Origin of the sequence: Cryobacterium roopkundense (genome assembly GCF_014200405.1) — a bacterium.
GTDB lineage: Bacteria > Actinomycetota > Actinomycetes > Actinomycetales > Microbacteriaceae > Cryobacterium > Cryobacterium roopkundense.
Genome location: NZ_JACHBQ010000001.1, coordinates 1,646,020 through 1,660,529, shown reverse-complemented (window position 1 = coordinate 1,660,529; position 14,510 = coordinate 1,646,020). Strand labels below are relative to the sequence as shown.

At 61.3% G+C, this 14,510-nt stretch carries 14 protein-coding genes; 7 read left to right on the top strand and 7 right to left on the bottom strand.

The window, feature by feature from the left end; genetic code table 11:
* Complete coding sequence (locus BJ997_RS07700) at nt 1-1,227, bottom strand: ABC transporter substrate-binding protein (RefSeq protein WP_035836811.1); 1,227 nt, start codon at nt 1,225-1,227, stop codon at nt 1-3.
* Between the two features lie 33 nt (nt 1,228-1,260).
* Nucleotides 1,261-2,199 (bottom strand): cyclase family protein, encoded by a 939-nt coding sequence (locus BJ997_RS07695; protein WP_160175879.1) that lies wholly within the window; start codon nt 2,197-2,199, stop codon nt 1,261-1,263.
* A gap of 134 nt (nt 2,200-2,333) precedes the next feature.
* On the opposite strand from BJ997_RS07695, the gene BJ997_RS07690 reads away from it, so the two are divergent.
* From BJ997_RS07690 to BJ997_RS07660, 7 genes are all read left to right on the top strand, one after another.
* Nucleotides 2,334-3,305, top strand: a complete 972-nt coding sequence (locus tag BJ997_RS07690) for an NAD(P)H-dependent flavin oxidoreductase (RefSeq protein ID WP_035836812.1) — start codon at nt 2,334-2,336, stop codon at nt 3,303-3,305.
* A gap of 35 nt (nt 3,306-3,340) precedes the next feature.
* Nucleotides 3,341-4,105, top strand: a complete 765-nt coding sequence (locus tag BJ997_RS07685; RefSeq protein ID WP_035836813.1) for an electron transfer flavoprotein subunit beta/FixA family protein — start codon at nt 3,341-3,343, stop codon at nt 4,103-4,105.
* 9 nt (nt 4,106-4,114) lie between these two features.
* Nucleotides 4,115-5,092, top strand: a complete 978-nt coding sequence (locus tag BJ997_RS07680; RefSeq protein ID WP_035836814.1) for an electron transfer flavoprotein subunit alpha/FixB family protein — start codon at nt 4,115-4,117, stop codon at nt 5,090-5,092.
* A 17-nt stretch (nt 5,093-5,109) separates the two neighbouring features.
* A complete protein-coding gene (locus BJ997_RS07675) occupies nt 5,110-6,045 on the top strand; it encodes a cytochrome b/b6 domain-containing protein (protein ID WP_035836826.1) in 936 nt (311 codons plus the stop codon).
* Between the two features lie 111 nt (nt 6,046-6,156).
* Nucleotides 6,157-6,612 carry a hypothetical protein gene (locus BJ997_RS07670; protein WP_183323338.1) on the top strand — a complete coding sequence of 152 codons (456 nt, stop codon included), beginning with the start codon at nt 6,157-6,159 and terminating at the stop codon, nt 6,610-6,612.
* Nucleotides 6,609-7,826, top strand: coding sequence for an acetyl-CoA C-acetyltransferase (locus tag BJ997_RS07665; RefSeq protein WP_183323336.1), 1,218 nt, complete (start codon nt 6,609-6,611; stop codon nt 7,824-7,826). The genes BJ997_RS07670 and BJ997_RS07665 overlap by 4 nt, the downstream gene beginning before the upstream one ends.
* An 865-nt stretch (nt 7,827-8,691) precedes the next feature.
* On the top strand, nt 8,692-8,880 hold the full coding sequence (locus tag BJ997_RS07660) for a DUF4177 domain-containing protein (RefSeq protein WP_035836816.1): 189 nt from the start codon (nt 8,692-8,694) through the stop codon (nt 8,878-8,880).
* A 236-nt stretch (nt 8,881-9,116) separates the two neighbouring features.
* Here the strand turns inward: BJ997_RS07660 and BJ997_RS07655 are convergent, their stop codons facing one another.
* The 5 genes from BJ997_RS07655 to BJ997_RS07635 all read right to left on the bottom strand — a co-directional run bounded on the left by BJ997_RS07655 (nt 9,117) and on the right by BJ997_RS07635 (nt 14,431).
* A complete protein-coding gene (locus tag BJ997_RS07655) occupies nt 9,117-10,163 on the bottom strand; it encodes a hypothetical protein (protein WP_035836817.1) in 1,047 nt (348 codons plus the stop codon).
* Between the two features lie 226 nt (nt 10,164-10,389).
* Complete coding sequence (locus BJ997_RS07650) at nt 10,390-10,656, bottom strand: hypothetical protein (RefSeq protein WP_035836818.1); 267 nt, start codon at nt 10,654-10,656, stop codon at nt 10,390-10,392.
* 123 nt (nt 10,657-10,779) lie between these two features.
* Nucleotides 10,780-11,169: a sulfate permease gene (locus BJ997_RS07645; RefSeq protein ID WP_236628973.1), complete on the bottom strand. Its 390-nt coding sequence runs from the start codon at nt 11,167-11,169 to the stop codon at nt 10,780-10,782.
* Nucleotides 11,170-11,804: 635 nt separating this feature from the next.
* Complete coding sequence (locus BJ997_RS07640) at nt 11,805-13,184, bottom strand: SNIPE associated domain-containing protein (protein ID WP_035836819.1); 1,380 nt, start codon at nt 13,182-13,184, stop codon at nt 11,805-11,807.
* A complete protein-coding gene (locus tag BJ997_RS07635; protein ID WP_035836820.1) occupies nt 13,184-14,431 on the bottom strand; it encodes a hypothetical protein in 1,248 nt (415 codons plus the stop codon). The genes BJ997_RS07640 and BJ997_RS07635 overlap by 1 nt, the downstream gene beginning before the upstream one ends.
* Between the last annotated feature and the right edge of the window lie 79 nt (nt 14,432-14,510).

Here is a 14,510-nt window from a genome sequence, read left to right as displayed (position 1 = left end):
TCAGTCCTCATCTCGAGGGACGACAACCGTTTCCAGCACCTTGACGCCTTCCTCCGCTGAGGTGTCGCCGACCGTGTTGGTGATGACAACGGGCGGGTTAGCCTGGTGGGTCGTTGCGTCCATAGTCAGCTCTCCCCCGGGGGTGTTGAACGTTAGCCCGGCGAGGGCCTCAAGCACCGCAGCGGTGTCGGTTGTTCCAGCCTTCTCGATCGCCGCTTTCATGGCCAGAACGCCCACGTACGCGTCGTAGCTCCAGTCCACGGGCATGTTGCCGGTCTTTGCCTTGAAATCCTCGACGAACTGCGTGTTCTCGTCATTGTCGAACGCTGCGTAGTTGTAGTCGTAGGAGTTCCACACATTTGGTGCGAGGCCGTTAAGGGTGCGCGCAATGGGGTAATAGCCGCCGGGGTTCACAATCACGGCAAGCTTTGATGATAGATCGTAGGACGCGGCTTGCTGCAGGAAGCTGCCCGTGCCTGAGCTGAATGTCCCGAGGTACAGGGCGCTCTTCTCCGGGTCAGTTGCGCCGTTGACCAACTGCTGCACCTGCAGCCCGAAGTTCTGCTCGCCGATGGGAACGAACGTCTCGCTCTGGACGTCTAGGTCCACGCCGTCGTCTTGAATCTCATCCTGAAACAAGGCCCACTGAGTAGTGCCGGTGATGTAGTCGTACCCAAAAGCCGAGTAGTCAGTCGCTTCAGGAAATTTCTCGGCAATGGTTTGCGCGAGCGGTCCGATCAGTGCTGAGTCATTGTTCGACGTGCGGAAAAAGTTTGGATATGGCGCTGCTTCTCCGTTTTGGCCGGTGAGCCCATCGTTCGTGCAGCCCGTACCGACGAGTGCGACATCCATGCTGGCGAGTTGCGGTGCCAGTGCGAGACACCCTGCGCTGGAGAGCATTCCGACGATGAGATTGACGCCGCCGTTGGCGAGGTTGCGCACGGCTGCTGTCGACGTCTCAGGGGTTGTCTGCTCGTCCGCGTTGGACAGCTTCACTTGCCGGCCCAGAATCCCGCCGGCTGCGTTGATCTGTTCGATGGCCACTTCGGCGCCGGCGACCTGGTTCTCCCCGATCTCCGCGAGCGGGCCGGTTTGCGGGCCGACGACGCCGATCGATATCGGCTCACTACTGTCACTCGCTGCTGGGGTCTGAGAACACGCAGCCAGGACGCCAACTGTTCCGATGACCAGTGCCATGGCAGCAGTTCGTTGTGCAAAATTCTTCATTGAATTTTCCTTCGTATGGTGATGGTGAATCGGTTAGAGAATCGCGAGTGCGTTCCCAGGAGAGCCGGCAGCACCGTGGAGGTTGAGTGGTGCTGCCGTGAAGAGAAAAGTGAATCGCTGCGCGCGGGCGCACGCCACGGAGAGTGCTTCGAGATCGAACAACTCCGCGATCGGGATTCCGAGCAGGGGAAGAAGTCTGCGATGGAGTGATCCAATTGCAGGATCTCCGGGAACAGGCTCGACAGCGGGTAGATCTGTCACCACCGCCGCAACGTGCCAATTCCATAAGAGGCGCGCTGTCGCGGCTCCTGCAGAGAGCCCAGGAATCTGCGTTACCGGAGCCGCACCCGGTTCCCGTCGAGTGTATTTGGCCGGCCACCCTGTTCGGATGACCAAGATGTCACCCTGCACGATCCGAACGCCTTGCGCAGAAGCGACCTCTTGGAGCAGAAACGCGTCGATTGTGAACTGCTCGTCAACCGGAATCTCCGGTGAACCAGCGGCAATCAGATATGCCTCAACGTCGAGCAGAACACCGCGGCCCACGATGCCACGTTCCGCCCAAGTGTCTATACCGAGCCATGTTTGGGCTGGATTTTCCCGTGCCTCAACTCCCCCGAAGTATCCAAACTCGCGAGCACGCACGTGATAAAAGCCGTCCCACTGACTGGATCCTTGTGGGAAATAGTTGTCAACGCGGTCGTCCCGTGTGTTGCGATCGGCGTCGAACTGAATGTGGTTCATGGGCTCCCGGCCGAAGAGAGGCGGGTTCGGCTGGTCTACCGGCAGGCTCAACGACACCACTTCGCCCGAGACGACCGCGTGCGCGGCGCTCGCCACGATTTCGGGAGTGAGAAAGTTCAGGGTGCCGAACTGATCACCGGGTCCGAAAAACGCCCACGAATGCGGCAAATCCAACTTTGGGATGACCGGCAACTCGTCATATTGAGGAACGACTCTGTTTATGTTCACAGGCCACAGTATTGACTGACAACCGTTCGTTAGTCAATACTGAAGACACAAATAGTCTGATCTGCAAGTTGAGCAAGCCACTGCAAGCTCTCGCCTCTCACGTTTTATTCCACCCGGTCAAAGGAGACCTGCCTGTGCTGAACACACGATTCACCGCCGAATTTGGCATTAAAGCGCCGATCATGCAGGGCGGTATGCAGTGGATCGGCAACGCCGAGCTCGCCGCCGCCGTTTCCAATGCCGGCGGACTCGGCACGATAACAGCGCTCACCTTTCCGACACCGGACGCCCTTGCCGGACAGATTGCGCGATGCCAAGAACTCACCGACAAGCCGTTCGCCGTGAATCTCACGACGCTTCCGTCGATTTCACCACCCCCTTACGAGGAATATCAGGCGGTCATCATCGACCTCGGTGTTCCGGTGGTCGAGACGTCCGGCTCAAACCCCGATCGGTTCGTCGACACATATCACGCAGCCGGGATCAAAATCGTGCACAAGGCCACGAGCATCCGCCACGCTGTAAAGGCCCAAGCGGCTGGTGTCGACGCGATCGCCATGATTGGCTTCGAGGCCGCCGGACATCCCGGTGAACTTGATGTTCCGCTGTTTGTGCTTCTTGCTGCTGCCGCGCGCACCATCACCATTCCACTTCTGGCTGCGGGCGGAATCGGAAACGGCGCGGGCCTCGCTGCGGCGTTAGCACTAGGTGCCGACGGTGTGCTTCTCGCCACACGTTTCATGGCCACGGCAGAAGCTCCCATCCATCAACGGGTCAAGGAGGAGTTGGTGGCCCGCGATGAGCTGCAGACCCAGCTCATCTTCCGACAGCTGCGCAACACCGCACGCGTGTCGGCGAACAGCGTCTCGGAAGAGGTAGTTGCCATCCTCTCTGCCGGAGGAGAATTCGGTGATGTTCGAGAACTAGTCGCAGGGCGACGAGGGCGAACGGTGTACGAAACCGGTGACCTCGAGGCCGGCATCTGGTGGGCCGGTCTCTCCCAAACTCTCATAGACGATATACCGACGTGCTCCGAACTCATTGCCCGCATGGTGGACGAGGCGGAAGACATCATCACAACCAAGCTCCTGGCGAGCATCGCCTAAGCACGCCTCATCCGAACCCCAATACAGGAGAATCAATGAAGATTATCGTGCTCGTCAAGCAGGTGCCCGATACCTACGGTGAACGCCGACTCGATGACACCACGCGACGGATCCAACGCTCGGGTGTCGACCTTGTCATCGACGAAATCACAGAGCGCGCGATCGAAGTTGCGCTGACGGAGAAGGATACTCACGATGCCGAGGTCGTGCTGATGTCTATGGGCCCGGCATCCGCTGCTGAAATGCTGCGCAAGGGTTTGGCACTCGGTGCCGACTCGGCCATTCACGTCGTCGACGACGCACTGGTGGGCTCGGACATGCTTCGCACCTCGGCGGTGCTCGCAGCCGCCCTCCAGCGTGAGGGATTCGACTTGATCATCTGCGGAAACGAATCTACCGATGGCCGCGGCGGATCGATGGCGGCGATGGTCGCAGAGCAACTCGGCGTTCCACACGCCAGTTACCTCAATACTGTCGAAATCAGCACGTCTGCGGTCGCCGGTGAACGCGCGGGTGAACAGGCGACGCGAGTCGTGCGGGCGCCGCTTCCTGCAGTCATCTCTGTCACGGAGCACAACCCGGAGCCGCGCTTCGCGTCGTTCAAAGGCCTGATGCGCGCCAAGAAGAAGCCAATACACACGGTGAAGTTGAGCGATCTCGACATCGTCGAGCCCTCTTCACATTCGGCCGTGCGTTCCATAACGCAGCGCCCCGCTCGCGCTGCGGGTCGAAAAATCGTCGATGACGGCACAGCGGCAAACGAACTCGTCGAATTCCTGACGTCGTCCCACCTCATCTAGGAGACTCTCATGACAATCGCTCTCGCCCTCGTTGTACTCACTGCTGAGCACCGCGTAGAAACGTCTGCCGCCTCGCTCATTACCGCCGCGGCCCGCCTCGGCACTCCCGTCGCCGTCGTCGTTAGTCCAGGCCCATTGAGCGACACAGCGACCGTAGCGCTCGGCGATGCCGGCGCCACCCAGATCCTTCACTTCACGACTCACGACGCCATGACCCAACTGATCACGCCCCTGGTCGCTGCGTTAGCCACCGCGGCCTCCACCACCGACCCGATCGCCATCGTCATAGAACACACGATCGACGGTCGTGAGATCGCTGGTCGGCTATCGGTGCGACTCGGCGTTGGTCTGGTAACGGATGCAGTCGACGTGCGAGACATAGAAGGTCAGCCCGTCGCGACAACCTCCGTCTTAGGCGGTTCGTACTTAGTGGACTCCGTCACCGAAAATGGTCCGCTGATTGTGACGATTCGCCCCGGCGCGATAGAACCGGTCACGCCGGCGTTTTCGACCGCAGCGGAGGTCAGCTCCCAGCCGCTGCCGCCGTCAGCCGTGCCCGGTGCCGTCATCGAGTCGGTTACGGCAACCCGAGTGACATCGAATCGGCCCGAACTCCGAGCAGCGACCCGCGTGGTCTCGGGGGGCCGAGGACTCCAATCCCTGGAAAAATTCGTCCTTGTCGAGCAGCTCGCGGACGCCCTCGGCGCCGCGGTCGGCGCGTCCCGCGCGGCCGTCGATGCCGGCTACGTGCTGCAGGCCTCCCAGGTCGGACAGACGGGTGTCACGATCTCCCCCCAGTTGTACGTCGCGCTCGGTATCTCCGGCGCCATCCAGCATCGAGCCGGCATGCAGACCGCGTCCACAATCGTTGCGATCAACACGGATGCTAATGCCCCCATCTTCGACATCGCCGACTTCGGCATCGTCGGTGATGTGTTCACCGTCGTGCCACAGCTAATCAAACAACTTGAAATGCGTCACCAGTGAGCCAGAAGGCCCCGGCGATCACGACCGCGAAACAACTCGCGACATTCCGAGAAAGTGCATGGTTCAAGCTCGTCTGGATCGTGCCAACGGCCATCGTGCTTGTCTTCGCGACTGGTGTAGCCGCACAACTATTCCGTTCCAGGGAAGCTGGCTTGAATTTTCTGACCACCTACCCAGGGGAAGCACACCTACCGGAGTGGGCACCAGTGGGATTTCCCGCATGGCTCGCCTGGCAACACGGAATCAATGCACTCCTCATGGTTTTCGTCATCAAATCCGGGTGGCAAATTCGCACGACGCAACGACCTGCGCTGTACTTCACCCGAAACAACATCGGAATTCTCCGCAGCAAGCGGGCTCCCAAGAAGATCAGCATTAATCTTTGGCTGCACATCGTCACGGACACACTGTGGGTCCTCAACGGGATCGTATTTTACGTGCTCCTCTTCGTCACGGCACAATGGACCCGCATCGTACCGATCTCATGGGATGTTGTGCCCAACGCTCTCTCGGCTGGTATTCAATACGCATCACTCAACTGGCCCACTGAGGATGGTTGGGTGAACTACAACTCTCTGCAACTGCTCACATACTTTACGATCGTCTTCATCGTCGCGCCACTGTCAATTTTGACCGGACTTCGCATGTCACCGTCGTGGCCACAGAACGCGACATGGCTGAATAAGGCGTTCCCCATCGAAGTTGCCCGGGCCATGCACTTCCCTCTTATGTTGGCATTCGCAGGCTTCATCGTTGTCCACGTCGCACTTGTCCTCGCCACGGGAGCTCTACGAAACCTCAACCACATGTACGCCGCAAGCGATGCTACAAACTGGCTGGGATTCTGGATCTTCGTAGCCTCTGTCGTCGTGATGGCGGGTGCCTGGTTGGCGCTGAAGCCGATATCCCTGCGGTTAATCGCGTCGACTATGGGGAAGGTGACACGCAACTAGACATACAGGGCCCCCAAAGCCACAGGGGGACGGTTCGGTAGCCCCTGTGAAGTGGCTGCAACGTTATTTTCATGTACCCGCTTTCTGGCGGGCCATCGAGGGACGCATTTCATGAACGAAACGAATACACGCACCGCACTATCCCAAGCTGATCTTCCCGACGGGGTATCAATCCACAGCGCGGGCCGGGCGCGTGCCGATCGAGAGACCGACGCCGCGATGGTGACCCACGGCATGCCGTGGCGGGCAAGGAACTATCTGCTGTCGCTGATCCGCAACAATTTGGCGGCCCGAGCTGCCCCGATTACGTACGTGAACCTCGCCATCGGTCTATCGCTGCTCATCACCAACTTGCGGCCCGAGGGCGTGCAGGTGGCGGTGCACTCAAGGAACGCCATGCCCCGCGTGGGCCCGGATCCCTGGGAGCACGAGGCGGACCCGAAGTTGATCAAGGGTCCGGGCCGTTCTGAAAAGCTCCTGCACGGCGCCACCACCGAAGTCACGCTGCTGGTGCCGACGCCACGAAACACGATCACAACGCAGATATCGATAGCGGTGGCCGCATGACTGCGCTGCGTGAGGTCGTCATCTGCGAGCCGCTGCGAACCCCGATCGGTCGTTTCGGCGGCGCGTTCACGACGGTGGCACCCGCCGACCTGGCGGCCGTGGTCATCGCCGCGCTCATCGAACGCACCGGGGTCGACGGCGGGCTCGTGGACGACGTGATCTTCGGCCAGGCCTATCCCAGCGCCGAGGCCGCCCCCGTGGCCAGGGTCGCCGCCCTGAACGCTGGCCTGCCGGTGACGGTCGGCGGCGTGCAGGTCGACCGGCGCTGCGGCTCCGGCCTGCAGGCCGTGCTCGACGCCGCCATGCAGGTGCAGACCGGCGTCAGCGACCTGGTCATCGCCGGCGGCGTCGACGTGATGAGCCAGGCCCCGTTCTACACCGTTGATTCCCGCTGGGGCACAGCCGGCACGGCCGGCATACTGCTGCGCGACGCGCTCGGCCGCGGCCGGGAGACCGCCGGCGGGAGGCGCTTCCCAGTGCCGGGCGGAATGCTCGAAACCGCCGAAAACCTGCGCCACGACTACGCGATCGACCGCGTCGAACAGGACGAACTCGCCCTGCGCTCACAGCAGCGCGCCCTTGCCGCGGTGGCCGACGGGCGGTTCGTCGACGAGATCGTGCCGGTCACCGTGCTCGGCCGGAGGGGGACCGTCGTCGTCTCGGCCGATGAAACTCCTCGCGAGACGAGTCTCGAAGCCCTCGCCGTGCTCACACCGATACTCGGGAAAACGGATGTCGCTTCCACTGTCACCGCTGGCAACGCGAGCGGGCAGAACGACGCCGCCGCGGCGTGCATCGTAACCACGCCGGAGCGGGCGGCCGAACTTGGACTGACCCCGCTGGTGCGGCTGGCGTCGTGGGCCCGGGCCGGTGTCGACCCGTCACGCATGGGACTGGGGCCGGTACCCGCCACCGCCAAGGCCCTCGAACGCGCCGGACTCACCCTCGCCGACATCGACCTGATCGAACTCAACGAAGCCTTCGCCGCGCAGGTGCTGGCCGTGTCCCGCGAGTGGAACTTCACCGACGCCGACTGGGACCGCACCAACGTGAACGGGTCGGGAATCTCCCTCGGCCATCCGGTGGGAGCCACCGGTGCCCGCATCCTCGCCACCGCAGCACGGCACCTGCAGCGAACCGAAGGCCGCTTCGTGCTCGAAACCATGTGCATCGGCGGCGGCCAGGGGCTCGCCGCCATATGGGAGCGAACTTAGTCTTTCCAAATGTGAGTCGTTCTACAATGAATCTGCCTATTTCTTTGACCAAGCCAGGAGACGGGCTAGACGCGAAGTGGACTTTCCCTGAAATCTTGATGCTTCTTCCCGAGTGAACGGCGACACTGCCCAACTCAACTACCCGAACGACCGTCGGGGACTGCGATCGTCGACCGCGGCCTTCAATCCTTGCGAGGAGGGGGCAATGTGCAGCTTCGCAACGCGGGCAGCATTCCGAACGACGTCGGCCGTAAGCAGATTCGTGGACACTCGCTCAATGACGTCCCGGAAAGCAAGGTGCACGCGACTTCTCGGGCACTCCAGCGCCGACGCTCTCAAGGCAGCGGTATCCTCATGACCACGATTATCGATTGTCCGATTCGGGCTGGTCATTTGACCTCAAATATGGTGCGAGATCCTGGTGAATCACCGGGATCGTGATCACTTCGTTTTCTGCTATTCGAGCTGAATGTGCGGGGTAAAAGCGGGGTTGGAACCGAGTGCTGCGGGACCCACCTGGAAACCAGAGCCAATCGTTGCGAAGCAGTACCGGTGGAATTCGAAACCCAATGCGCCCCCAATCAGACGGCGGGTCCGGCCTGCACTCGAGATTGCCTCCGCCCCCGTGATCAACGCAGAGACAGCAGCATCGCTGCAGCTGGTCTGACCGTCGCGGCCGATACCGGCCTGGTCAGCGGCCCCAAACACCGCAAGCACACTCTTGGGTGGACATGCCCTGTGCGAGTGCGACCGCGCGCGCCCCGTCGCGCCCAGCATGAGGGTCTTCATCACGTTGTCCCGCCCGAGCTGGGGCATGCAACCCGTCTCTGATGGACGCTACGCTCAGGAAAAAACTGGGGGAACCATGAAGTTTGAGTACAAGCACGTCACCCTGCCGGTCGGGGCATTCTCGACGTCGGTCGAGTTCGATGCCGTCGTCACGATGGAGCTCAACGAGTTCGCCGCCCACGGCTGGCGTGTAGCGAGTGCGACCAGGCTCGGGATCGGCCTGACGCCGCTGTCCGTCGTCTTCGAGCGGCCCGCCGTTGAGTGAAAAGCCTAACGACACGATGGGCGACGGCATACCAAAAGGAGACATTCCCGAGAACACCCTTCTGGATCGGCCTGATCTCTTCCCCCAGCGCGTTCGTGTGGGTTCGCCAGCCAACGGCACATGGGGCTCGGCTTCAAGGTCTTCGCAGCTGTCGTGGCAATCTCTGGGGCCTGAACCGTCCCTGATTTCCTGCCACTCTCATTCTGGTGAGAGCACGTCGCGATTCTCCAAATTAACTAACCGAATGACCTTCGGTGATCGCGATCGTTGACGGCTGGCTGCGGTCCTTCCGAGAAGGCTGAGATGTGTAGCTTCGCGACGCGGGCAGCATTTCGAGCGTCGTCAGCCGTGAGCATATTCGCGGGCACACGCTCAATAGCGTACTGAAGGGCGAGGTGCACGATCAGTGACTCGATAGGTGCACTCGGCAATCCACGGTTCGCCCTCGCTCGATTCTCAATTTCCGCGTCGTAGCGATAACGCTCTCTATTGCGGTTCGCATTGGTCACGACGGCATTCAGGAAAGCCTCAAACTGCCGCCGCCGCTCCTGCAGACGGACCTCGGCCTGTGTGCTCCGCACCGCAGCGGCGACGTCGCGGCTGGTCAGGAGGTCGACTCGGCGCATCCGGTCGGTGACGATCTCGACAGCACGGGCGTAGACGATATTCTCCACCGGAACGGGCGGGAGCCTCATCCGTTCTCTGGTTTCCACATAGGCCTCGGCGAACTCACGCATGCGGGTGCAGTGCGTGAGCATATGCTCGGTGAGGGACTCCGCGAACACCGTGAACTGACGCAGATGCTCGGGTAATGCCGGATCATTGAAATAGGTGTCGGCGTCACGTTCGTTGGCGCGGCGCTCGGCAGCGGATGCCGAGTGGAGCGACTTCGGAGGGAGGCCTGCCCGCGCGAGTGAGCGCTTGAGCCGTCGAGCTGCGGCGTTGGCCTCCAACTCCGACTGGTAGGTCTCTAGGTCGCTTCGCCGCCTACGCTGCAAGTCGGCCCGGCGCTCCTTGTTCCGGTCGGCCCACTGTTTAGTGACCTGCCTCGTGCGTTCGGGGTCGGCGTCGCGCCGGGCTGCCGCGCGAGCGTTCACCTCTTCGCGGTGCTTCTCGTAGTAGCGGTTGTAGTACTCCCGGATCTTGTCGCGGTTTTCCTCGACCCACCTCTGTTGGTACTCGCGCCTACGATCAGGGTGATCCTCCCGCCACTGTTTCGCACGCTCCCTCCCCCGAGCACGCGCCGCTTCCTCGCGACGCCTGCGCTCCGCGGCCCGACGCATCGAATCGCGGTTCTGTTGCCGCGAACGCTCCAGGTGCTCCGCGCGCCAGCGCCGATTCATCTCCCGCACAGCTCGCGGTTCGCGGCCACCCACTCACGCCTACTCTCAGCCACACGGTCAGTGCGGCTCTCCCGGCCCGGTTCGTCAGGAGCGTCAGCAGGCGGATGCTGCACCAACTCCTGGCGAGGCCCTGTGCTGTCAGCGGATGGCACGTTCATAGTCGCTGCTACTCGGTGGGTGGGGGCGCCAGCTCGATGACCAGGGCCAGGAGTTCAGAGCGATGCGCGGTCGGATTCGCGATCACGTGCCCGACGGCGACCCGGAGCCGTTCGGCATCCTCGCCGGAGATCCCCGCGACGGGCTCCAAGCAATACGAGATGTCATTCTGGAGGCTGTATTCGTTATCGTCCACCGCGACCTCCGGGTAATAGAAGAGCGAAGCGAGCGCGGTGCGGCTGAGCAGATCGTCGAACTGTTCCTGCGGGATCGTCATGGGGAAGCCTCCTACCGGCGGACGTGTGTGTGCCCAATACTGCCGTGACTAGGAGGTGCGTTGGCAGTGACTTGCCGGGCAAGCCGAACCGAGTCGCCCACCACGCGATCGACCAGGACAGGCTCACGCCTGCGTCGATGAAAGCGCAGGTTCCGCAATCCGGTCTGGTTCGACGACCTCGTAGACGGCTCGCGCCGCGCGGCGCCGAGCCTGGGCCGCTCGGCTGCGCAGGCGGAGCAACCGCATCAGCGTCACCGGCCCGGCAACAACAAACTTGAGGGCGTTCCACACGAAGACCAGTGCCAGCAGGTTGAACCAGCCGGAGCCACCGGCATCCGCTTGGCCGGCACTGAACACCGCGGCGAGTGCGTACGGGACAGCGAGCAGCATCGCCGGCGCGCCCCACTTGAGACCGCGCCGAGTGTGGAGCGCGTCGAGCAGGATGTTGCTCGGCATGAACCCGCGCACGGCGTAATGGATGCGAGCGGTGACGCCCAAGATGAGTCCGAACATGATGCAGCCTTCCAGAAGTTCGGCAACAAGAACCTGAAAGGACTGCCCGGTGACCGGGGGTCATGCCATCGCACCGAGCGATGGCGCACATAGAGGTTGCCTGAAGAGAGTTTAGAACCGGATGCCCGTGGGCGGAAGCCCCCGGGGACAACTCAAACCGCTTGCATCGCAGCCCAGTTCTGGTCCATGGGCACCAGCGACCAGTCACCGCGTTGGTCCCGTTCAACATTCAGGCCGTCCTCCGCAACCTGCGATTCCGTGAACCACACATCGATTTCAAATGGCTTCACGTTCAGTACAACGTCTACTGCCTCGATTGCTTCGCCGTCTACTTGCTACGGTGGCGCGGAGGAGCCCGGGTAGTGAACCTGATCACACGGGAGGCACCTCCCCCCGTCACTTTTCGCAGGTGCTCGCTTCTTGCCAGAATCCATTATTTAACCAGACTAGGAAACCACTCCCCTGGTGCGCCCTTCGGACAGGCTTCATTCCAGGGGGTGGCCTGACAACACTTCAGAAACAGCCAGCGAGAGGAAGGCCTCATGACCGCAACCCCACGGGGTTCATCAGAAGCTGGGTTGCTCGCTGGCTGCTGCGCAACCGCGGGGACCATTTACCCCAACGTGAAGACTGGGTCACAGTAGGTTGACGGCCTGAAAACGGCTTTCACTCTCGGGCCAGAGCCCCACAGACTGCATGAATTCGGTTGCCTCTGCATGTTCTCGGAATTCGAGAAGGTTACCGACTTTCTTCATCAAGACCTCGCGCACCTCGGCCGGGGACGCAAAGAAGAACTCCTTACGTGAATTCGCTTGATTCATGGCGCGGGCCGCAAAGTGTTTATGCAACTCGTTCTCAAGCGTCACTGCATCCTCGGAGAAAAACAACGTGTGGATGTCGAAACGGAAAGGAACGGAGGCCCCACTCAGCTCAGCAACCCTCTCGGTTGGCTCGAGACGTCGGGTGAGGCCGATTTTAACGACATTCTCCCCAAATGCTCCACGATTCGAAATGACGTAGACGTATCCCGCCCGAATGTTCGCGGCCCGGAAGTCATTGTCCGCAATCGCGGCGTCGAGGTCGGCGAGGCGCAGAACCAAGTCGGGGTCCTCCTCGCCACCGGCACGGATCGCATTCAACGCATTAATAAGATGTTGGCGCTCTTTGTCGAGTTCCGCTCGCTCTTCAGCCAGTTCCTTTTCAACGCGGCGCTCTTCCCTCAGACGTGCGCGTTCCTCCCGTTCGGCTTCTTTCTCCTCCTGCCGCTTCATCAGCCAATCAGCGGTGAGCTCAATCTCTTCGACGCGGAGATTGTGATAGTCGTCACTGATGCGCATTTCCATCAATGAGCCGATCTTTGCGATTGCCGTCCGAGACGCTTCCAACCGCCGTTTGGCGGTCAGCACGTTGCCGACCCTCAACGAGCGAATGCTGTTATCAGCTTCAGCGTTGTATGCGCGAAGCATGAGACGTGACAGGTCATCGGTCATCCGCCGCCCCTTGGCCAAGGAATTGTCAAATGTGAAGAGATTCGACTTCACTATGGCCAAGCCGGACTTCACTACTTCAGCAATTCGGGTCTCGATCGAGTCGAGACGTTCGCGATGCAGCGCTGCATTCTCCAACGGATGGTGATATCGGTAGATTCCGACGTTCTGCAGCACACGCGCGTCGTCAAGCTCAATGTACTCATCACCTGCTGAGCTAAGGCTCGCCAGACGTGCTCGCAGTTCCGCGTTCTCGGCCTCAAGGTACGTTAGGCGAGCTGATGCGTTCTGACGAAAAGTCGCAGCGCCTGGCTCTGTGGCCGCCCCAATGGGCTGGGCGGATTCGATCAAATCGGGTTCGGTCACACTTAAGGACTCCCCGGCGTCAGCATTGAGCCAAAGCTGCCAACCTTCTGGCGCTGCGGGCCACGACGGGTCAGGACTCCAGCTCGCTGGCGGACGCCACCCGGCCGGCGGTTTCGGCCAGCCGGGCGGTGGGTTAAAGACAGGACCTGCGGGAGTTCCCATCACGACCGACGTACGCCGCTACCGTTGGATGGAATTAGCCCAAGGGGGTTCTTGGAAAGCGCCGCCCCGAGGTGTTCAAGAGTCGCGGCAGGCACAACTGCAGACAGCTCAATCTGAGCGAATGCCTCACGCGAAACTGCGACCGCCACGAAAGGGACGTACGTTTCGTTTCCCGTAGCGGGACTTACCGTCTGCGTCCCGACCTCAAGTGAAATGGCTTGGATCAGTTTTCGACGGTCGGCTTCGAATACTTCGTGGAGGCTGCGCAGGGCTACCTGATGCACGATTCCGGCGTACCGATCCTTAGCATCCTTCTGTGACAACTCGGCAGAGGTGATCTCGTCGCTTGCCTTGACATACCTGTAAGCCTTTACAGTCGGAATCTGGTCTGGCCCCGGAACAAGAACGCGTAGGCGAAGCTCGGCGGATGACGCCTCGAACTCCGACTCGTGGTCGATGTCGAAGCTGTCCGGGTATACGGAGTTTGCGATGACAATTCCGACATACTCGTGAATAGCCGCAGCATCCCCATACCCGAGGTTTGCGATTAGTTCGTCGAGCGAGAAGTTGTTCTTGGCAACAAGAGCCTCTCTGCTCGCGCAATCCGCCTCGTAGCGCGCCTGTTCAGTCGCGAGTTCCTCCACCCGGGCCCTCTCAGCGGCTGCATACGATGAGCTCTGCTGTGCCTGACGCGCGGGGAGAGCTTGCCCTGCCATCTCCCAAGCCCGCAGAGCGACGCCCATTTCTGCATCCGCCTGAGCATCGGCCTCTGCGAGCTTCTTCTTGCGGCCGAAGAGGCCCGTGGGCTTTTCGACAGTTCGACGGGTGGGCTTGACTGGGACGGTGAGCGGGGTTGGAACGGGAATTGCCGTCTGAAGGTTGGGTTTTGAGAACGGAGGATGTTCAGCCCTCTGACGCAGGCTTTCCAAATCGACATAGTCATCAACTTCTAGAGTGGCGGCCAGCAAACTGTCCAACTCGTCGTAGCCGGCGAAAAGGGTGGCATTGAGTTGGTCGACTTCTGCCTGCATCGCGGCCACGTGCGCCGCGGCTGCCTCCTTCTCCATACGCTTCCGATCGGCATCAGAGGCTCTCGACGCCGCCAGCTTCGCCCGCTGAGCGGCGTTCTGTGCGGCGACAGCGCGCCTGTATGCGGCATCCTGCTCGCGAACTGCGGCGCGCTGCCGTTGCTCGGCAAGTCGCGACTGGTGCTGAATCTCGGCAAGAAATCCTCGTCGACGTCCCATGTTGTTCCCCCTTTGAACCAAATACCTATCCCCTTTACGATTTCAGTGAGATAGCGATTGCTCCATTGCAGACGGTCAT